Raw genomic sequence first — 24,705 nt, forward strand, 5'->3', positions numbered from 1 at the left:
GAGCTCATAATAGACTTATATAATGTGTTTTAATGGAAAAATTATGGAGATAAAAGAAAAAATGCCTCATCATTTTATGAAAAGGCATTAACAATGACAGATGAAAATTTTATTGCGTACCCAGATAGATATATCCGCTAAATGGTTCTATTTTTTTACCCGTATTTTTATCGGTCGCATGTATAATATAAAAGTAGGTACCGGTTGGTAACACATCAGATTGACCGAAAGAACCATCGGGAGATTTACCGCCCCAGTCATTTTGATAATCTTTAACCTCGGCAACTTTATTTCCCCAGCGGTTGAAGATCATTACATCGAAACTTAAGGCACAACTCTCGGCACCTTTAATTTTAAAAAAGTCATTTACACCGTCACCATTTGCTGTAACAGCAGTAGAGATAATGATATCACCTCTTCCACATGGTACACACTCCGTGTCAACTATAACCGTGAAGTCAACATAGTATTTGCATGTACCTTCGGTAGAACTGTAGGCAATTTTGTATTCTCCTGGCTCATGGTTCAATGGGTCAAAGAAGTTTTGCTCTAAAACCACATCACCTTCCAAAATCATGAACGTACCGTTACGGTCAAAATCTGCCGGTAGGTAGTTCAATAAATCAATTGGTTCTTCTTCGATACAAATGTTGATCGAAATCTCTTGCAATTGTGGTTGCAGAACAAAAATGATCTGTTCGAAAGAAGCGGTGTTGCCACACGAATCGGTAACGTTCCAAGTTCTAATGATCATATAATCATCGGAACCATCAGCTTGTTGCGTTTCTTCATTGTAGACCACATCAAAATTACCACAGCCACCTGTGAATACCATTTCTGGTGCTTCAGGAATATCATCACCACATATAATGGTCATCTCTTCTTCGTAAGGCTGACTCATGATCTGTACAGTTGGTTCCACTGTAATTACCTGGGTATGTTCTACCATATTGCCAGCGCAATCGGTAGCCGTCCAAGTTCTGGTAACCGTATACCCTAGGGCACAGTTTTCGTCATTGGTAATGGTTTCTGTAAACGTTACTTCAATGTTGGGCTCACAAGAATCGGTAGCAGTTAATATAGATGCATCAGGCACCATATTACATTCGACCGTCATATCTTGAGGTAGCGTTTCATTGAAGGTCGGTGCGACCGTATCTTCAATAGTGATTACTTGGGTATGCGTACGCACATTACCGACACAATCGGTAATCGTCCATGTTCTAGTAATGGTATATTCCGTAGCACATTCGTCATCTTGACCGGCAATCAGTTCTTCATAAACCACGGTAATGGCACAAGCGCTATCAGAGGTTATTACAAAAGCATCAGGTATTGCATCACAAGCTTCAATAGTCTCATCGGTTGGCCAACCTTCGTTACCATCATTATCAATAATAGTAACCGTAGCAATATTATCAGATAATATACCCACGATCGGACTAGAGATATTCTCGAGAATGACGCTGAATGTCTCAGGGTCTTCAATAATGATATCATCAATAATAGGAATTACAATTGTCTGCGTATTCGGGTTTGTACCACCAAATGTCAATGTCTGCGTGTTTTGAGGAACACCGGTATAATCCATTCCCTCTATGGTAGTGCCATCAATAGTATAATACTCAACCGTAAACTCATCTTGAACATTAGAATTGAGTACAACATCAAGAGAAACCGTACCTGCATCTTCGTTTACAATAATTGAAGTAATATCAAACTGTACACCGTATTGCAATGGGTCGCTGTCATTATCCAGAATTTCACCAATACCGGTATCATCGGTAATGTTAACAGAACCTCCGGAGGTATAAGAAATTTGAACTTCATGCGTCTCGTTAAGTTCGATAAGGTTGTCATCTATCGCAGCAACATTAAAAGAAACCGAGGTTGTATTTGCTGTAAGGGTTATTGTATTGGGGCCACTATAATCGGCATTGGTAGTGCTAATGTTGGTAAAAGCAATATTAAAAACTACATCTTGGCTTATAGCAGCAGATGAAGTAATGGTAAACACATTGTTCGTTCCTTCTACTGTCGAAGAATCGTCAATGGTAATACTGGGCACTACATTTAATACCGCACTTTGTTCAACTGTATAGCACAAATTGTCCGCATGGGTAACTTGTACGGTATAGGTATTACCGTTCAATCCTGTGACATCAGTGATGGTCAATGTTGCTGTATCGATTCCTGAATAATTTCCGCCATTGGATATGTTAGTACCGTTTTCTTGCCATTGGTATCTAATATTACCTGAAGAATCTGAACTTCCAGCACCTGAATAATCAGGAATTCCGGCAGAAAAACTAGTTGTATTCAATGCAGATACATCAATAGTAAAGCTTGCAGAATCCCCATTATTAGCCGTTTGATCTGTAGGAGCCGTATTTAATGTTACTTGTGTGGCAATAATTTCATTACCGGTAACGTCAGTATACCCGCCTTGTCCAGTAACGAGTCCATTACTATCAACAGTAACTGGGGAATTTCCTAAAACACCGTCATTATCACCGTCAGTATGACCAGCTTCAACTGTGTCAAAGCAACCATCGTTATCGCTATCCGTATCCAAATGATCGGGAATACCATCGTTGTCCGTATCGGTAGACGTACTTTGTAGTATCGAAACATTGTCTAGCAACAGTTGCCTGCTATCTAAATCTCCTGTTCCAGATACCCATGTAGTTCTTATAGTTGAATTTGTAGTTGTCGGAGTAAAATTGAAGTTGACTGTATTTATAGTATTACTTACTACCGAAGTATTGGTCGCTATTACAGTACCAGAATTGTTTAAGATTTCGGTGAGGACTGTAAAATTTGCGTTACTGGTACCCTGTGTGGCAATTTCATAGAAAACCGTTGCTATATCGCTGGTAGATGCTGTAAAGGTTTGCTCAACAGAATCTCCGATATTATCAAACGTTTCCGTTGCAGAACCATTAAAGACTATATCGCTTATTCTATCATTAGGATTAGAGTTTGGGGAATGTGTTTGCGAAGAAATAAACTGCCAAGCAGAATTATCAGTATCCTGCCATTCGGTACCCGGGATCTGTGCTGTAATAGCTGGTCCGCGCCATGGTACGGCAAAGCTAATTAGCCCCGTCGAGCTGACGTTCAATATCATATCACCAGCACTAAGCGCCACTTGGTAATACCCGTTAACTCTTAAAAGCTCAGTTCCATTCCAAAAAATAAGATTTTCGTTAGTTGTGTTATCATATCCAATGACAAGGCCACTGCTAGTACCGATTCCATAATTACCCGGTGTTAATGTACTAATAGGTCCAAAACTATACACTTGTCCTTTGAGACCCCAATCGGCCCCCCAAGTAATATCAATTGTACTGAACGTACCAACATCAAAACCACCAGCGTCTGGATCAACTGCGACATACATATCACCAGTACCATTAAAATGGTATTGGGATGGGTTTCCAGATGCTCCGGTTCCAATGCTACCGTTTTGGATGCTGATTTCGACATCATTTGCTAAATCATTAGGATCTACAGAAACTGTATTGATTGTTGAGGTCTGAAAACCGAATTCTAGGCCATTGGATGCACCTACTATCGGAGCAGCACCACCTGTTGGGTTGTTAACGGTCCATGATGTTAGTCCATTTGAGAAATCCCCATTATTTATTACCTCGATAGGATTGGTATAACCTTCGTTGGTATCCAATATTCCATCATTGTCATCGTCCAAATCTACTTGATCGGCAACGCCGTCATTATCATTATCCGTCTCATTATCAACAATGTTTATGATTGCCTGATTATCTATAATCGAGATAAGTCCTGTTGAAATATTGGACAGATTTACGAACAAATTTTCGAGTGTCTCAATGACGCTATCATCAATAATTGGAACGGTGATAGATTGTGTTTCTCCGTCTGAACCATTAAATGTCAACTGCCCAGAAGTAGTTGTATAATCAATAGGTGAGATTGCAGAAACATCATTGGTAGTAAAATCCAAAGTAAATCCGCCCGGAACATTTCCTGTCAATAATACATTTACAGTTGCTGTTCCTGCAGATTCGTCTACGGTAATATTGTCGTTATCGAATGATATTCCGGTACCTACACCACCGTCGTTGTCCAATATTTCACCAATACCGGTATCATCGGTAATGTTTAAGACACCAACAGAGGCATAAGAAATTTGAACTTCGTGTGTTTCATTTGGTTCAATAAGACTATCATCTACTGCAGCAACATTAAAAGAGACCGAAGTGCTATTCGCTAAAAGTGTAACCGTACTTGGACCGCTATAATCAGCATTTGTGGTATTTATATTTGTATAGCCTAAATTAAAAACGATGTCTTGGTTGATGCTACTAGATGCCGTAATGGTAAAAACATTATTTGTTCCCTCTACTGTAGAAGAATCGTTGATCGAATAACTAGGGTTACTAGGTATTTCTGTTAAGGTACAATCTGCACAAGTAGGGGAAGGGGTACACGTAGCACAAGGTGTTGGATCTGTTGATGTATCTGTTATAGTATTACCATCGGTGTCATCGCCAGTTACTGTAGCTAAATTATTTACCTGATTATTATCTATATCAGTTTGTATAATGCTATAAGTTGCGCTGTAAACCCAAATTTCTGTAGTATCTAATTGACCATCGGCGTCTGTATCGCCAGAAGCAGGGCCAGCTATAGCACCTCCTAATAATGGATCTGATACTACTACATTTGAAATAGGAACATTACCAGTGTTAATAATACTAAAGGTATAGTTTACTGCATCGCCTACATTAGTAAGCCCATTGGTATTTGAATCGATATAGACACCATCTTTAGTAATTTCAAGATTTCCAAAATCAACAGGTACACAGGCCGTGTTGTTAGAGGTATCGGTGTCACCGGTAACAGTAATTTGATTTCCAAATCCACCGCCATTTGTACAATCTTGAGTGGGATCGAATAAAACTTTATCTATAGTAAAAGTTGCGGTTATCAGCCAACTTTCTGTTCGAAGTCCGGCTATTGATTCACCTGTTATAATTTGGTCACCACTTGTAAACGGACTCAAAATTGTACCGTCAACACCGTCACTTTCACCACCATAAGCCAAAGTTGCGTTGATTAAAGTGAAACCACTACCTAATATAAAGGTATCGATGACATCATAAGAACCTGCTAACCCGCCGATATTCTCTGCTGTAATTCTATAGGTTACGGTATATTCATCGGCAGCACTATTATATGTAGGGCCTGTTTCAACTGTTTTACTTACATCGATACTAGAATTACAAGGAATATTAGGTACTGTAATAGAACCATCAAAAATGGTGCAACTTAACCCTGGTGCAGCAACTTGCAATGTGTAATCTCCGCTTTGAGAAACATCGAAAGGATTAAAAACCAGTTCATTACTAGTACCTTGTTGAACCGTAGTACCTGCATCATCAATCCAAGTAAAAATAGCATTGGCAACTGGGTTTGCTGTAAGTGTAACCTGAGTACCAGAAGCATCACAGTTCGCTATTAGATTTGGCAAATAAGGTACTACTTCGAAAGCGCCATCAGCTGAGTTACCACAACTATCACTTATTCTAACGGTATAAGTACCTTCATCTGTTGCTGTAAAAATACCATCTGTTGAAGTGCGCCCAATATTAGAGGGAACCGATGAATTTATTATTTCGTATTGATAGGGTGCAATACCATTCGATCCTTCAGCGATAATAACGCCTGAACCTTCTGTGCATGTATAACCTAGTATGCTATCAAACGAAGTAGACATATACGCTGGTATAGTTACATTTTTGGTTTGAGGTTCACAAGGGCAAGTATATGCGTTACCAGAAGTGCATTCACCACCACTTTGAAATTCAAGATTCAATTGATAGTTTCCCGATGGCAGATTAGGTACCGAAACAGGAGTTCCTTCAGTAAAAAAAGATATACTCTCACGAAATACCGAGTTTCCGGTATCTAGATTAGTTATAGTAACATTGGTGTAGAAAGAAGTGTTTGCATTGCTGATTACATTCGGATTGATTATTAGAGCGTTGGAATTACCGCAACCTTGTAAAAAATCTAAGCTAAAATCATGTTGAACTGTCTGCGATGCTAAAATTTCAAAAGTTTCATTGCCCGATTCGCAACCATCGGTGATTTCTGCCTCATATATTCCCGGTGGAAAAGCTTCAGGATAAACAGAACTTCCATTTGGATTCACAAATACTCTCGGATAGCTGTAGTTGGTAACTACACCAGCTTCTGATGTGAAGCTTGCTGGACCAGATAAAATTGTAGCCCTTATATAGTTTGGTCCACCGTTCCTAACATGGAAACCCATACCTGTAGTACCATCCATACACCCGCGTTTTGGTCGAACAATCGCATCAAATGTGGTTGCTGGTACTGGTGTAAATGTAAGGGAAGTATTCATGGTATATGAACAGCTATCTTCTAAAACAGCATCATAAGTGCCACCTAGTTGAATATCAGCTTCACGAATTTCTGCCTCAAGATAGTTAGGATCGTTAAGTGTATAAACAAGTACATCACTTGCATCGGTTTGATTAGTGAGGGTTAGCGTCGCAGGTACCAGCATACTAACTTTTCTTGAACTAGAAGAAGTTAACGATGCAAATACAAAGAACGCTGTTTCACCTGAGCAGTCAGTAGTTTTCTGACTCCACATGTCTATATCGGGTGTATACGAAAAATTAATGTTTTCAGTTTGTCCACAGGCATCAACTATTGCAGCGGTATAAGAAACCCCGAAATTATAGTTTGTTCCAATAGATAAATCTGTATTAGAAGTGTTGGTGCCTGAAAAAACTATGTTGCCGGTAGCATCTTCGGTGACTATAATATTGTGAGGATAAGTGCCATCACCGTTAGAATCATATTCTGCCTCATAGGTATTACAAGCTGCTTTTTGGATGAAATCGATGTCACCGTCCAACGGCGTACTGACGGGTGCAGTTAAAGTTATGGTTTCACTTACCGTATTTTGGCAGCCATCTTCAATTTGAAAAGTATAAGTGCCTTCGGATAGACCTGTAAAAGTATCTGAATTCTGCTCTTGAACAACCGTTTGTGGTGTGGTGCTTAGATCAACAATTCGATATCTATAGGTTGGAAAAGCCGCAGTACCGATAAGATTACCATTACTTCCAGTAAGTATGACCTGACCATTAGAACTACTAGCACATGAGGGATTGGTAATAGCAACGTTTAGACTGGGAAGTACATAACTACCAGTAACCGTAATATTTCCAGAAACAGTAGTGAAAGTAGCATCGCGTACTTCAACCGCATAGTTTCCGGGTTGTAAAGCTAGAAATGTTCCTGAGTTCTGAAAGCCTTTGACCACAGGACCGCTTACAATTCTATATTGATAGGGTTCAGTTCCGCCATTGGCCGTTGCAGTTATGCTACCATCAGATGAACAAATAGACTCCGATTGAGCTAGTGATACATCTAATTGCGCAGATAGACTTGTGCAGCAAATTAGCAAAGCAATTTTAAGGAGGAATTTAAGCATATTTTTTGCTAGCTAAATCATTCATGAAAAACAATGAATAACTTTTTTCAAACACAAAGTTAGCTTTGATATTTGTCGATGCCCATTTTTTGTTGCGAAAGCGGCTGGTGTTGATGTGAAATGACAGTGGTGATTAGGATATCTTATTTAATGTAACCTTTATCGATACTTTTTTAAAATTGTTTGCGAAGGAAAGAGTATATTTTACTTAACAAATACGATTGCGGGATACATATAATTACTTTTGTTTTAGGGAGATTTAAATTTTAAAATCTTGCTAAAAATGTGTAATTCTTTAAGGCGCTAGTTTGCACCATAATATTCTTAAATGAAATATTTGAACAATGTGTTTATATGGAAATGAACTAGATATTTACTTTTCAAATTATTTTCTCCATACGGATTTTGATCACCATTTTTATAAGAGTTTTTAAAGTCTTTTGGAGTCAAAATTTTCATCTGAATTTAAAATACCTCTTCAATTTGAAAAGTTACTTTTTCAAGAGTTATTTTAGATGCTACCTCCGCTTTAAACAAATTGTTATAATTATGATATAGCAATTGCAAGATTATAACTGGTAATTTTTACCTGTGGCATAAATAATTAAACGTTTTTTTCTCTGCCCTCATATTTTACTTCGTATTTAATGGTTTCTTTTTGAACGTTTTAAATATCGAAATGCAAATGCCTACAACCCATGTATTTTTTAAAGGTTTAAATCACTTCATTCATTAAGTCTAGACTTTAATAACTTAAAACTGAGATTTTACTAAAAACAATAAGAACTATAAATGATGCCTCATCCATTAAGATGAGGCACTGTAAGTTATGTTTCTAATTTTAATTGGTACCTAGATAGATATATCCATTAATTGGTTCTAAAATGGTACCGGTATTTTTATCGGTAGGATTAATAATGTAATAGTACGTACCGGTTGGTAGCATTCCAGATTGGCCGAAAGAACCATCAGGAGATTCACCGCCCCAGTCATTTTGATAATCCTTGACCTCGGCAACTTTTGTGCCCCAACGGTTAAAGATCATTACATCGAAACTGAAGGCACAATACTCAACACCTCTAATTTCAAAGAAATCATTTACACCATCTCCATTAGCGGTAACCGCTTTAGAAATTTCTATGTCACCTCTTCCACATGGTACACATTCTGTATCAACTATAACTGTAAAGTCAACATAGTATTTACATGTACCTTCGGTAGAACTGTAGGCAATTTTATATTCTCCTGGCTCATGGTTCAATGGGTCAAAGAAGTTTTGCTCTAAAACCACATCACCTTCCAAAATCATGAACGTACCGTTACGGTCAAAATCTGCCGGTAGGTAGTTCAATAAATCAATTGGTTCTTCTTCGATACAAATGTTGATCGTAATCTCTTGCAATTGTGGTTGCAGAACGAAAACGATCTGTTCAAAAGAGGCAGTGTTGCCACAAGAATCGGTAACGTTCCAAGTTCTAATGATCATGTAATCATCTGAACCATCAGCTTGTTGCGTTTCTTCGTTGTAGACCACATCAAAATTACCACAGCCACCTGTGAATACCATTTCTGGTGCTTCAGGAATATCATCACCACATATAATGGTCATCTCTTCTTCGTACTGCTGACTCATAATAGGTCCTGTAGGTTCTACAGTAATTACCTGGGTATGTTCTACCATGTTGCCTGCGCAATCGGTAGCCGTCCAAGTTCTGGTAACCGTATACCCTAGGGCACAGTTTTCGTCATTGGTAATTGTTTCTGTAAACGTTACTTCAATGTTGGGCTCACAAGAATCTGTAGCAGTTAATGTAGATGCATCTGGTACCATGTTACATTCGACCGTCATATCTTGAGGTAGCGTTTCATTGAAGGTCGGTGCGACCGTATCTTCAATAGTAATTACTTGGGTATGCGTACGCACATTACCGACACAATCGGTAATCGTCCATGTTCTAGTGATGGTATATTCCGTAGCACATTCGTCATCTTGACCGGCAATCAGTTCTTCATAATCAACAGTAATGGCACAAGCGCTATCGGAAGTGATTACAAAAGCATCAGGTATTGCATCACAAGCTTCAATAGTCTCATCGGTTGGCCAACCTTCGTTACCATCATTATCGATAATAGTAACCGTGGTAATATTATCGGATAATATACCTACGATCGGACTAGAGATATTCTCAAGGATTACGCTGAATGTTTCAGGGTCTTCAATAATGATATCATCGATAATAGGAATGGTGATAGTCTGCGTATTCGGATTTGTACCACCAAATGTCAGTGTCTGTGTATTACGAGGAACACCGGTATAATCCATTCCGTCAACAGTAGAACCATCAATGGTATAGAATTCAACAGTAAACTCATCTTGAGCATCTGCATTAAGCACTACGTTTATAGTTACCGTACCTGCATCTTCATTTACTTCTATCGAGGTAGTATCGAACTCAACACCGTAAAGTGATGGGTCGGCATCGTTATCAATAATATTTACTGTAGCCGTGTCATTGGTAAGAATACCTACGATAGGTGAGGAGATGTTTTCAAGAATTACTTGGAAGTTCTCTGTAAATTCAATTAGCGTATCATCGATAATAGAAATTACGATGGTCTGTGTATTTGAATTTGTGCCACCAAATGTCAATGTCTGAGTGTTTTGAGGAACACCAGTGTAGTCACTACCATCTAAAGTAGTACCATCTACTGTATAGTATTCAACAGTGAACTCATCTTGAACATCGGCATTAAGTACAACATCAAGAGAAACTGTACCGGCATCTTCGTTAACATCAATGGAAGTGATATCGAATTCAACACCGTAAAGTGATGGGTCGGCATCGTTATCAATAATATTCACTGTGGCCGTATCATTGGCAAGAATACCAACAATAGGAGAAGAGATGTTTTCAAGAATCACTTGGAAGTTCTCTGTAAATTCAATCAACGTATCATCAATAATAGGAATTATGATAGTCTGTATATTCGGGTTTGTACCACCAAATGTCAATGTCTGAGTGTTTTGAGTAACACCAGTATAGTCACTACCATCTAAAGTGGTACCATCTACAGTGTAGTATTCAACCGTAAACTCATCTTGAACATCCGCGTTTAGAACGACAGTTAAAGTAACTGTGCCAGCATCTTCATTTACATCAATTGAAGTAGCATCAAACTCAACACCGTAAAGTGATGGGTCGGCATCATTATCAATGATATTCACCGTAGCTGTATCATTGGCAAGAATACCTACGATAGGAGAAGAGATATTTTCAAGAAATACTTGGAAGTTCTCTGTAAATTCTATCAACGTATCATCAATAATAGGAATTACGATGGTCTGTGTATTCGGGTTTGTGCCACCAAATGTCAATGTCTGAGTGTTTTGTGGAACACCACTATAGTCACTACCATCTAAAGTAGTACCATCTAAAGTGTAGTATTCAACCGTAAATTCGTCTTGAACATCGGCATTAAGTACAACATCAAGAGAAACTATACCGTCACCTTCATTAACATCAATTGAAGTGATATCAAATTGAACTCCATAAAGAGATGGGTTACTATCATTATCAGTAATATTAATAACACCTTGATCATCATTTATTGCAATTAGAGTTGTAGATAAGTTTGAAAGATCTACGAAAAGACTTTCGGTAAACTCTATTAATGAATCATCAATAATACTGATGGTAATAGGATGAATTTCTCCGTCAGTACCAGCAAAGGTCAATTGACCTGAACTAGTAGTATAATCACCTGGTTCAATAGCAGAGTCATTAGTTGTTGTATAATCTAATGTGAATCCGCCTTGAACGTTTCCAATAAGCAATACATTTATCGTTGCCGTACCTGCAGCTTCATCAATCGTGATATCATCATTATCAAATGAAATACCAGTAACTCCCGGTATATTATCATTATCGGTGATATTGATATTCCCTTGGTTGTCATTGATGGCGATTAAAGTTGTAGATAGGTTTGAAAGGTCTACAAACAATCTTTCAGTTGCTTCAATGATGTTGTCATCAATGATGTTTACGGTGACAGGATGTATTTCACCATCGGTACCGGCAAAAGTTAACTGTCCTGCATCAGTGGTATAATCTCCAGGTTCTACAGCCGTATCATTATTAGTGGTGTAATCAAGTGTAAATCCGCCTTGAACATTACCAGTCAACAATACATTAATTGTAGCTGTACCTGCAGCTTCATCAATCGTGATGTCATCATTTTCAAATGATATACCAGTAACACCAGGTATGTTATCATTATCTGTGATATTGATATTCCCTTGATTATCGTTTATACCGATTAATGTAGTTGAAAGATTAGATAAATTCACCAACAACGCTTCTGTTGCTTCAATGATATTATCATCGATAATAGCAACTGTTATAGGTTGTAATTCACCATCGGTACCCGCAAAGGTCAATTGACCAGAATTACTAGTATAATCGCTAGGTTCAATAGCAGTACCGTCTGCAGTAGCATAATCAATAGTGAAACCGCCAGGAATATTACCTGTCAATTGTACATTGATTGTAGCCGTGCCGGCAGCTTCATCAACCGTGATATTATCATTTTCAAATGCAATACCCGTTGTACCCGGTATATTGTCATTGTCGGTTATACTAATATTCCCTTGGGTTTCATTAATAGCTATAATAGTAGTAGACAAATTAGAAAGATCAACAAATAATCTCTCGGTCGTTTCAATTAAGTTGTCATCAATTATACTTACCGTAATTGGATGGGTTTCTCCATCAGTACCAGTAAATGTTAACTGTCCTGCACTAGTGGTGTAATCATCAGGTTGCGCAGCTGTATCGTCATTAGTAGTGTAGTCTAAAGTGAATCCGCCCTGCACGTTACCGGTCAATACTACATTTATAGTTGCCGTACCAGCAGCTTCATCTACTATAATATTATCATTTTCAAATGAGATACCTGTACCGATCACATTATCATTATCTGTAATGTTGATATTCCCTTGGTTGTCATTAATTGCGATTAAGGTTGTAGATAAATTAGAAAGGTCTACAAACAATCTTTCAGTCGCTTCAATGATGTTATCATCAATGATGGTTATAGTTACCGGTTGAATTTCACCATCTGTACCAGAAAAGGTTAACTGCCCTGCATCAGCAGTATAATCTCCTGGTTCTACAGCCGTATCATTGTTTGAGCTGTAATCTAAAGTGAATCCGCCTTGAACGTTACCAGTCAATAATACATTAATTGTAGCTGTACCTGCAGCTTCATCTACTGTAATGTCATCATTTTGGAAAGAAATACCTGTTGTACCAGGTATATTGTCATTATCCGTAATGTTGATATTCCCTTGGTTGTCATTTATAATAATTAAAGAAGTCGATAAATTAGATAGATCTACAAATAACCTTTCAGTCGCTTCAATAATATTATCATCAATAATAGGAACAACTATTGGTTGAATTTCTCCATCATTACCGTTAAATGTCAATTGCCCATTAACAGGAGTGTAATCACCTGGTTGAATAGCAGTATCATTATTGGTCGTATAATCTAAAGTGAATCCGCCAGGAACATTACCTGTTAATTGGACATTGATTGTTGCTGTACCTGCAGCCTCGTCAATGGTAATATCATCATTCTCAAATGCAATACCAGTAGTGCCCGGTATATTATCGTTGTCGGTAATATTAATGGTAGCCTGGTTGTCATTTATGGCAATCAAAGTTGTAGATAAGTTAGAAAGATTTATAAATAATCTTTCTAGTGTCTCAATAGCACTGTCATCTATAATGGCAACGGTAATAGGTTGTAATTCACCATCTGTACCTGCAAAAGTTAATTGACCGGTACTTAAAGTATAATCATCTGGTTCTACAGCAGTATCATCGCCAGTAGTGTAATCTACAGTAAATCCGCCACCTACATTTCCAGTTAATAAAACATTGACAGTAACTGTACCGGCACTTTCATCAACGGTTATGTCATCATTTTGAAAAGATATACCTGTACCAGCAACATTATCATTGTCAGTAATGTTGATATTACCTTGACTATCGTTAATAGCAATTAAAGTTGTAGATAAGTTAGAGAGATCTACAAATAACCTTTCGGTCGCTTCAATTATATTATCGTCTATAATAGATATGATCACAGGGTGTATTTCACCATCGGTACCCCCAAAAGTTAACTGACCAGATGTTGCCGTGTAATCTCCTGGTTGAACTGCGCTATCATTATTAGTGATATAATCTAATGTAAATCCGCCTTGAACATTTCCGGTTAATAATACATTAATGGTTGCTGTACCAGCCGCTTCATCAACTGTAATATCATCATTTTCAAATGAGATACCCGTTGTGCCTGGTATGTTGTCGTTATCGATTATGTTAATATTACCTTGGTTATCGTTAATGGTAATTAATGATGTAGAAAGGTTAGAAAGGTCAACAAATAATCTTTCGGTAGCTTCAATAATATTATCATCAATAATAGGAACGGTAACAGGTTGAATTTCACCGTCAGTACCTGTAAAAGTCAATTGACCAGCAATACTAGTGTAATCTCCCGGTTGAATGGCAGAATCATCTGCGGTAGCGAAATCTAAAGTGAATCCGCCTTGAACATTTCCTGTTAAGAGAACATTTATGGTTGCAGTGCCATCGGCTTCATTAATGGTGATATCGTCATTTTGGAATGAAATTCCAGTACCAGCAAGGCTATCATTATCTGTAATGTTGATGACGCCCTGATTATCATTGATTGCAATTAATGTCGTAGAAAGATTAGATAGGTCAATAAATAAACCTTCGGTTAGTTCTATTATACCATCATCGTTAATAGCAATAGTGATTGGTTGTATTTCGCCATCAGTACCTACGAAAGTTAATTGTCCACTATTTGAACTATAATCTCCAGGTTGGGTAGCAGTATCATCATTGGTGGTGAAATCTAAAGTGAATCCGCCTTGAACATTACCAGTAAGTAAAACATTAATAGTTGCAGTACCTACAGCTTCATCAACAGTGATGTTGTCGTTCTGGAATGATATACCCGTTGTGCCAGGTATATTATCATTATCATTAATAGTACCAGTCGCAGTATTTGTTGGTTGCTCGTCAAGGAAACCAACATTGATATTAGATTGTATATTAGACAATGTAATCGTAAAATCTTCTGATGGTTCAATAAGACTATCGTCAATAATCGGTACATCTATATTTACTGAATTCGTAGTACTGTTAAATGTCACCGTGCCTGAGAAAGAAGTGTAATCGTCAGGTTCGATAGCGGTGTCGTTAGCAGTTACATAATCAACAGTAACCGTTTCACCAGGAGCAATAGTACCCGTGAACGTAGCCACAAATCTAGCAAATGTGTTAGTGCCTTCTGTTACAATAACATTGTCATCGGCAAAGGAGATACCAGTACTGCCAGGAACGTTATCATTATCTGTTATGCTTACAATACCTTCATCATCATTAATAGTCGGTGTATTTGTACCGCTTGTAAGTTGAACAAAGAATTGCTCTGTTGTTTCTATAATGGAGTCATCATTAACTGTTATGGTAACCAAACGGACCTCATTGTTCGTACCTGCAAAAGAAACTGTATTTGAAGCTGAAACATAATCTCCTGGTTGTAAAGCAGTATCATCTGCAGTAGCATAGTTTAAGGTAAAACCACCAGAAACGGTACCTGTATGTGTAATTTCAAGAACCGCAGTACCTGCATCTTCATTTACCGTAATATCGTTAATGCTAATACCAATAGGATTACCATTTTCACTAACGTAAATGTATTGTGTATGGCTTGTAGTGTTACCGGCACAATCGTTGGTGATCCATGTTCTTATAATCGTATAATTAGTACTTGTGTTATCACCATCATAGGTTTCGTTGAATGTAACTGCAGAGTTAGAATCGCAGTTGTCATTAGCAGAAAGTACGGGCGCTACAGGAATATTATCATGAGCGGCATAAGAATCTTGTGGTAAAGACTCGTTAAAAGTCGGAGCCTCTTTATCTTCAATGGTAATAACTTGGGTGAAAGTAGTACTTACTCTACCACAAGCATCGGTAAATGTCCATGTATTGGTATACGTACCTTCAGTTGGGCATGCGCCAGATTGCACAAAATTACCAGCAATTTTATCTAATGTAAAATTACAAGATGCGGTAGACGGTATTAAGGCATTGGCATTGTTCAGTGCAGCAATATTATCACATGCAACAGTTCTGTCTAAAGCGTTTGGCGCCGTAGACCAGTTTACTTGTGGCGGTTGTTGTACGTCAATTGTTGTTGGAGTATGCGTACCAATACCACACGAATCTGTAGAAGAAGAGCTGTTGGTAGTAATTGGGTCTCCGTTAGTAACACCACTATAGGTAGCATTTGCCTGTAATTCAAAACTAGCTGTACAAGCCGTCTCTAAAAAGTGACAAGCCTCAATAATTTCAATATTGAAATCAAGATCATAAGTATCACCCATATCGGTGAAACCATTTTGAGCTGTAAAAGTTAAGGTTCTAGTTGTTGGGTCGTAAGAATGTGTTACACCTGCTGGCAATGTACCTACACTCGCAAAATCAGCTTCAATTGGTAATACGGTAGTAATCACCAAATCTTGAATATCATCATTACCAGTGTTGGTAACGTTTAATGTTAAAGGTACTGTATCACCTGCATTGAATGGTCCGGTTGCGTTTGTGTTTAAACTTAAGGCCCCTAAACTTGGTAGATAAACATCTACACTTAAGCCCATTAAATATAGACCATATGATTCTTGATCCGTTGTAATTTTAAAACGGGCAAAAGTCTGATCATTATCTATATATCTATTAGTTGTATTTGCTAAAGGAAAAACGGTAGCATCAAAACCTAAGGTGTTTGTACTTGCAGCATTTCTATCTACATAATTAAGACCATCAATAGTAATTCGGCTATTAAAGAAGTTGTCTTCATCTCGTAATGTCGTAGAAAGTTTAGACCAGTTGTTACTAGCATCGTAAATTAATAATTGATCACCAGAAAGATCACGGTCACCTTCTAAGGCACCTAACATTACATCGGCATTTATATTACCGTTCGGAATGGTTTCAAAACCACTAAAGTTAAATTCTGTTTCACCTGCACCATCAGAAGCAAAAGTGTGAACATACCCATCGTATAACGTGATATTTTTAGGGTCAAGAGAAACATTTTCATAAACGAAGACAATTTGCCATCCACCGGAAGTACCGGTTACATTTGCAATACCATGAGAACGTAAATCTCTCTCGGTAGCCTTTACGTTACCTACTTGGTATGAACCAAAAGGAGTAGAAAGTGCATTTATATCGTCTGTAATATCTTTTATACAAACGTATGGGTCATTTTGAAAATGATCATTTCTTCCTCTGTAAATAACCTCATCTGCAGAAACAGTAGTATAAGATGATTGACCAGGTAGCATTAATTTTACCTGATTGTAATTCCAAGATGGTTCTGTAGCACCACCACCGGTCGTACCATCATATTCTTTATCTGCAGCAGCCCAGTATAGGTAAGCTTTCTTAATATTCAAACAGCTTAAAGAAGGCTCAGGGTTAGCTAAATTGGCATTTGTAGAGTTAAATGTTGTTGGATCAGAATCAATATCAACAAATACGTTGTCAAAGAAATTATGGTTACCATCTTCGCCATTATAATTACCCGTTGCATTTCTTGAAAGAACATTATTGGCGATCATAGTGAAATCTCCATTAATACTACCAGAATAACGAATTTCAAAATCCTTTTTAAGGTTGGTGTCGTTTACAAAAATATTGACTACCGCTTGATCTTCAGATCCGTTAGAATCTACTATTTTATATCTAAAAGAGTCATTACCGTTAAATGACGGACTAGGTTGGTATTCAAAATAATCATCGGTAGCATCACCCGGTGTGCCATTATCTCGAAGAGTTACCGTACCGTTAATTGGATTGTTTACTATTTGTAAAGGATTGGTCGCGGCCGGACCATCAAAACCATAATCATCATTTGCTAGTACCGTAATATTTGCCGTAGTTTGATTTTGAAAAACTACAAAAGAATCATCTACAGCAGTTGGTAAGTGATTGATATCTCTAATTGTACCTATTGCAGTTGGGCTAGTAGCCGTAATTATGCTCGGTGAGATAGCAGTTATAGTAAGTCGTAAGTTTTCGTTTCCTTCAATCAGTGCATCTTGAAGAATATTGACAGGTACCTGTATAACTTCGGTCGTAGCACCAGAAAAGTTTAATGTACCGCTTTGTGAAGCGACAGAATAGTCACTACCGGCCGTTGTCGTATTATCGGTGATTTGGTATGTTGCGGTAAAGCCACCATTAATAGGTTTACCGGTGTAGGTTACATCGAAATTTGCAGTGACATTCAACTCATCTACAGAAAAACCGGTAACTGCAATAGTACCCGTATCGTCATTTGTAATGGTACCAATAGCATCTGCTTTTGTAATGCTAATTTTAGTTGAAGACGGATTCGAAATTGTAATTCTTAAATCTTCGTTATTCTCAATGAAATTATCACCTACAACATTAATTTGAACTGAACGTACTTCGTTATTTACACCTGTAAAAGTTAATGTACCAGATGTAGCTGGAGCTGTAGTCAATGTATAATCAACACCTGTAGTTGTACTTATATCAGCAATGGAATATGCTAAGGTAAAACCACCGTTTAATCTATCTCCTGTATACGTAACATCGAAATTTATACTATTGGTTTGTTCTACAATACTAAAACCGGTAACCGAAAGGGTACCACCATCATCATCGGTAATAACACCTCTAGCTTGGTTGTTTAATAAGTTAATGCCAACATTAGAGCGAATAGCTACTAGGTTTACAAAGAAGTCTTCTTCATTTTCAATGACATTGTCACTTATGATTGGAACAACAATATTTTGAGTTTTAACAGTATTTGTGAAAGTTAACGTCTGTATGGTAGCATTAGGGTTGAAATCTGTTGCATTGTTAGCAGAACCATTATTTACAAAATAATCTACTTGAACGGTTTCACCAGTATCTACATCACCATTAAATTCAACTACAAAAGTTGCATTCACCGTACCATTGGTATCGCCTTCGGCAACAGTAACCGTTGCGTTTTGAAAATCTATTCCGCTTGTGGGCGTATTGTCGTTATCAGTAATAGTACCAGTACCTGTAGGGTCTACAATGTTTATTAATGTTGTAGATAAGCCTGAAAGCTGAATGTTTAAATCTTCGGTAGCCTCTATAAAAGAATCTTCTGAAATAGTAACAGGAATGGATTGTTGGTCATTGTTTTTAGTCCCGGCTGGAAAAGTTAATTGTCCTGAGGCTAGCGTAGTGCTATAATCTTTTCCGGCTATTGCGGTACCATTTGTGATGTTGTAATTGACGGTAAAACTATTTTGAACATCGTTACCATTATAAGTGATTACGAAATTTGTAGTTCCGACAGATTCGCTAACAGAAAAATCTGAAGCACTTAAACCTGTAGTAGCAGTTTTAACATCGTTGTCGGTAATGGTGCCAAGTGCATTAGCATCCACTAAATTGATCAATGTTGTTGATAGGTTCGATAATTGAAAATTGATGGTTTCATTAGATTCAATAATAGTATCGTTATTGATGTTGATGCTTACATTTTGTACATCTCCATTTTTAGTTCCGGCAGGGAAAGTCAACTGACCCGATAACGTAGGATTACCACTAAAATCTGTACCAGCAGTAGCTGATCCATTAGTAATAGTATAATCTACGGTAAAAGCATTTTGCAGTTCGCCACCATTATATGTTACTACAAAATTAGTTGTACCAACAGCTTCATTTACAATGATATCGGCAACAGTTAAACCTGTTGTGGCTGTTTTTGTATCATTGTCTAAGATGGTGCCCACTGCATTTGGGTCAACCAAATTTATAAGGGTAGAGGATAGATTGGTTAATTCAATATTCAAGGTTTCACTACCCTCAATAATAAGGTCATCTATAATAGTAACACTTACAAGTTGAGTTGCGCCCCCTGTAGTACCATTAGGGAAAGATACTTGACCAGATAAAACAGCATTATAATCTGTACCCGAAGTAGCTGAACCATTGGTTATAGTATAGTCTGCCGTAAAGCCTGTTTTAACGTTCCCGCCATTATAGGTTACTATAAAATTTGCTGATGCAGTTGTTTCGTTAAAGTTGACATCTGCTATAGATAAACCTGTAGTAGGGGTAGTATCGTTATCTGTAATTGTACCTGTAGCATTTGCATCGGTAATAGTTAAAAGGCTATTTGAGATATTCGATATTTGTACGGTTAAGCTCTCATCGCCCTCAATTACTGTATCATCTGTAATTGCTAATAATAGCGGTTGCGTATCTCCATCGGCAGTACCGGCAGGGAAAATTACTTGTCCCGTTAGATTTACATTGTAATCTGAACTAGAAGTTGTAGATACATCGGTTATTGCATAATCGACTGTAAATGCATTTTGAACTGTTGGTCCCGAATATGTCAAAACAAAATTTACGGTGCCCACATTTTCAATCACAGAAAAATCGGCTATCGAAACTCCGTCACCAGCAGAAGGTATATTTATATTTGTAATTGTACCTGTTGCGGTATCTGTAATGTTACCAGTGTTAGTGGATCCATTAGTCATACCTAAAGTAAAGGTTTCATCACCTTCAATAAGTGAATCGTCAATAGCAGGTATTAATATATTCGTATTTAAGGTATTACTAGGAATAGAAAAATTAGCTAATGCGGTATAATCTGATGCTAGTGTGGTAATATTTGTGTAGGATAAATCAAAAGTTACCACCTCATTTACTGCGTGAGAAAGTGTAACTGCAAAATCTAAGTCTGTTCCTTCTGCGGTAGATGCATCTGCAATTGCCACATTGGGTCTAATAAAAAGATCCACTTCGTTAGTATAGGTATATGGAGTACATAAGTTTTCACTATCAAATGCACCGAAACGATATTGGTTTCCACTATCTATACTTGAAATATTAGTCAAAACTAAAGCAGTAGTATTTGCACCTGAGTATATTCCTCCATTTGAAATAGCAGTCCAAGTAGTACCATTATCCGCACTAACTTCCCATTGGTAAGTAAGTCCAGTTCCATTAACGGCTGTTGTATATGTTACGGTGTCGCCTAAATTTGCAACTTTATCAGTAGGTTGTAATGTTATACTAACTGTTTGAAAAGCCGTAGTTACTTTACTATCTGTACCAGTATAACCACCTTGACCAATTACTAAACCTGTTGAGGTTACTGAAAGAGGAGAAGTACCTAAATAATCATCATTATCAGGATCGCTATGACCAGCTTCTACAGCATCTGGGCAACCGTCGTTATCAGAATCAGTATCTAAACTATTTATGATTGAATCTCCGTCAGCATCTCCGCTACCTTCATTAATATCGGTAATACCATCATTATCATCATCTTCATCTACTAAATCATTAACTCCGTCAAAATCGGTATCTAGATCATCATCTGTAATGGTGATTTCCCCTTCATTAGCAACAAAAACAATGTTTTGAGGAACATAGTTGGTCATTGCATTTGCATCTGGTGAATAAGACGGTACCACCGTGAAATATTCAGTAGACTCAATAACGGTGTCATCTATTATACTAAAATTACGTTGAAAATTTTGACCGTTAGTTCCATTAAAATTTAGAAATCCAATGGTTTCATCATAATCTGAAGGCTGGGTTGCCGTGCTATTTGCCGTAGCATAATTAATTCTAAAATTATCTTGAACTTCTCCATTTAAAGTAAATACGATGCTAGCATTACCTACAGATTCCAATTCGGTAGTATTACTTAAATTAATGGTAGCGACATCATTATCATGAATTCGTAGTGCAGAACGCTCAGTATTGATACTAACTCGAGACGGTGCCGAACCATATTTGGTAGCTTCCGCCACATTTCTAGATTTAACACCGTTGAATTCTTCAGAAGGTTCAACTATGCTGTTTTGAGTAGTTGGTATTGGTATAATTAATTCTGAACCAGCTACTGAACCAGCAGGAAAAGTAACTGTAGTAGTAAAAGAATTAAAATCAGCACCATCAGTTGCCGGGCTCGTTGAGCTAGGGTTCGTTTCTACAGAAAAATCAACACTATAAGCATCTTCAATACCAACGTATTGTTGTCCGCCAGAATTGATGCCGTTAGACAATGATAAACTGTATTGTATTTCTCCACCTTCTGTAATGTCATAATTACCGCCAGTAACATAGGCGACATCAGTATCTGTAACGGTACCGATACCATCGGCATCAGCAAAAGTATATGTGCTCGAAGGATCACTTAAGGTCAAAGTAAATTCTTGTTGTGTAGGCTCTACCCAATCATCGTTCAATGCCGCCACGGTAAAAGTTGCTGTTGTATTTAATAGAAAGTCTAAGGTAACTGAAGTAGGTCCGTTATAATCTGCTGCAGTTGTAGTACCGTTATTTGCGTATACAATATCAAAAGTATAGCTACCGGTCAAAAGCGTACTAGAGGTTACGGTAAAAGTCATATTAGAACCTTCGTTCGCACTTGCGTCCGATACTGAAAAGGTCTGTGCCATTACATCTGTAGAACCAAAAAAGAGCCACATGACAAATAACAACATTGTCGATTTTATGAAAGTAGAATTCTTCATTATAGATTCTTTATTTGAGTTGAGAAGGACCTGTTTGAAAAAATAGGGTGAGTTGAAACGGTATGAGAGATATGAGAAAGATCAACTTGATGAGCACTTGTAATGTTCTTCACCGCATGGTAAAAATTGTATACTCCGGAATAAAATTTCGAAGATGCCTGCCATCTGAATTCAGGATACGCAGAAGTTAAATTTCTGTATTGGGTGATAATGTTGTTAGAAGTGTCAATTGACTTCATAATATTGGTTAAGTTTAATTCTTACTATTAATCCTTAACCTTATCAAAAATGATTGCAAGTTGTATGCAAAACATTATTGGCTAGTAGGTTAAGAAAAGTTTTTAGAACAGATTTGGGATCTAATTCAGATACAAAATTAGCACCTACCTGTTTAAAAACTAAATTTTATTGTCCACACGGTGTTATTCGTCGATGAACATACGTTGGCAAAATAACGCTGATACCTTCTGAATATTTAATTCTTGTTGTGTAGCGCAGTTATTCTGTGGTATTTATTTTGTAATCCGTTTCTTTCAGTATTGCTAAAATATAGTTTTAAGCAAATAAACATTTAATCGTAATTAGCTGATAATCAAATTATTATAATTTTATATATATAAAAGACTAGCTTTATTCTAAGTAAAGAGTATTTTTCACACTTCATCTGTAATTGTTGTAACGTGTTAAAACTGTTGTTGAAAAAGTGGTGAAAATCAGTTAAAGTAGGCGTATGTATTTCGTCGATAAAATCAATGTGTTCAACTGATTAGAGCTAATCTGAGATAGAGAATTTCAAATTATCAATACTAATTTCTGTTTGCAATTAGACCAAACAAAAACACCTTTTCAATCGAATGAAAAGATGTTTTATTTATATAGACGCTCTCGCGGAATATTAAAATTAGTTGCGTCTTAAAAGTATGAATTTGAACGTTTTATGAAGTTAATTTTAGTTTAAATAATTCTTAAAATGCATCGGGATTTTCAATTATTTTCGCAGCTCTTTCTTGTATTTCTGCAAGCTTATTTCCGTCCATTTTATTTAAAAGTGCCATCATCATATTCATGCGCTGATTATCTTTAAAATGTTCTTTCTTTTCAGCTAAAAAATTCCAATAAAGGGAATTAAACGGGCACGCTTTTTCACCAATTTTATGGGTATGACTATAGTGGCAATTACCGCAATACGTACTCATTTTGTTGATGTAATTAGCGCTACTTACATAAGGTTTAGTTGCTACGATACCACCATCGGCAAACTGGCTCATACCTCTAGTATTGGTAATTTCAACCCATTCAATAGCATCTATATAAACGCCTAAATACCATCTGTCCACCTCGTCTGGGTCTATTTGCGTCAACAAAGAAAAATTACCAATGACCATTAGACGTTGAATATGATGAGCATACGAAGCATCTAAACTTTGTCCAATAGCTTTTTTTAGGCAGTTCATTTTTGTATTACCTGTCCAAAAGAAATTTGGTAATGTATTAGTGTTCTTTAAGGTGTTTAATTGCTTGTATTCGGGCATTTCTTTCCAGTAAACTCCCCTCATATATTCTCTCCAGCCTAATATTTGCCTTACAAAACCTTCTACCTGAGATATATTTATATCGGTAGTTGTATCATAAAAATGGTCCAAAACAGCAGCTATAACTTCTTTAGGTGATAGTATTTTTGCATTCATGGCAAAAGATAATCTAGAATGAAAAAGAAATTTTTCGTCATCATGCATGGCATCTTGGTAATCACCAAAATGCGGTAAAAGTTGTTTGCAGAAATAATCCAATGTGCTCAAACATTCTTCTCTAGTTACCGGCCATGCAAAGGATTTTGAATCTATGTTACCCATTGTTTGCACATTCGCATTCTTGATAAGCTCTATGATTTCATCTACATTTTTAATAAATTCTTTTTCTTTGGGTATAGGTGGCTGACCCTTCCATTTATTTCTGTTGCTTTGATCGTAATTCCATTTTCCGCCTTCGGGTTGGTCATTTTGCACCATCATGTCGTGCTTTTTACGCATCATTCTATAAAAGCTTTCCATGACCATTTGCTTTTTGCCGGTATAGAAATCTTTCAGTTCAGACCTAGTCGTGTAAAAATGCTCGGTATCGTAATGATCATGAGCGATATCTAAAGAACTACAAATTTGTTGTAGCTGTTGGTCAAGTCTATATTCGTCTGGCAGTTGATATTCGAATTTATCGGCATTAGTTTCGGCTATTGTATTTGAAATAATTTGCTCTAAATCTTGAGGATTATTTTTATCATTTAGTTGATAATACAAGAAATTATGCCCTTTTGAAGAAAGGTCTTCTTTAAAACTTCGCATTGCTAGAAAGAAGGCAGTCACTTTTTGAATATGATGTTTTACATAATCGGTTTCTTGCCTCATTTCAGCCATCACATAAGTGATATCATCATTTACCGAAGAAAACCACGAATGATTTTGATTTAATTGATCACCTAAAACTAAGCGTACTATATTCATTTTTTTGTTTGTTATTT

4 protein-coding genes are annotated in these 24,705 nt (G+C 37.0%); all 4 read right to left on the reverse strand.

Features of this window, described 5'->3' with window-relative positions; genetic code table 11:
• Positions 1-109: 109 nt before the first annotated feature.
• Complete coding sequence (locus ACEN2N_RS14735; protein ID WP_441825041.1) at positions 110-7,516, reverse strand: Calx-beta domain-containing protein; 7,407 nt, start codon at positions 7,514-7,516, stop codon at positions 110-112.
• Between the two features lie 841 nt (positions 7,517-8,357).
• Positions 8,358-22,190 carry a Calx-beta domain-containing protein gene (locus ACEN2N_RS14740; RefSeq protein ID WP_441825042.1) on the reverse strand — a complete coding sequence of 4,611 codons (13,833 nt, stop codon included), beginning with the start codon at positions 22,188-22,190 and terminating at the stop codon, positions 8,358-8,360.
• A complete protein-coding gene (locus tag ACEN2N_RS14745; RefSeq protein ID WP_441825043.1) occupies positions 22,190-22,429 on the reverse strand; it encodes a hypothetical protein in 240 nt (79 codons plus the stop codon). The genes ACEN2N_RS14740 and ACEN2N_RS14745 overlap by 1 nt, the downstream gene beginning before the upstream one ends.
• A 726-nt stretch (positions 22,430-23,155) precedes the next feature.
• On the reverse strand, positions 23,156-24,688 hold the full coding sequence (locus ACEN2N_RS14750; protein ID WP_441825044.1) for a cryptochrome/photolyase family protein: 1,533 nt from the start codon (positions 24,686-24,688) through the stop codon (positions 23,156-23,158).
• Positions 24,689-24,705: the final 17 nt, after the last annotated feature.

The sequence above is a fragment of the Maribacter spongiicola genome (genome assembly GCF_052119685.1).
Classification (GTDB): domain Bacteria; phylum Bacteroidota; class Bacteroidia; order Flavobacteriales; family Flavobacteriaceae; genus Maribacter; species Maribacter spongiicola_A.

Excerpts from the sequence above, each read along its gene's own strand:
- ACEN2N_RS14735 (WP_441825041.1), bottom strand. The coding sequence starts at position 7,516 with ATGCTTAAATTCCTCCTTAAAATTGCTTTGCTAATTTGCTGCACAAGT.
- ACEN2N_RS14740 (WP_441825042.1), bottom strand. The coding sequence starts at position 22,190 with ATGAAGAATTCTACTTTCATAAAATCGACAATGTTGTTATTTGTCATG.
- ACEN2N_RS14745 (WP_441825043.1), bottom strand. The coding sequence starts at position 22,429 with ATGAAGTCAATTGACACTTCTAACAACATTATCACCCAATACAGAAAT.
- ACEN2N_RS14750 (WP_441825044.1), bottom strand. The coding sequence starts at position 24,688 with ATGAATATAGTACGCTTAGTTTTAGGTGATCAATTAAATCAAAATCAT.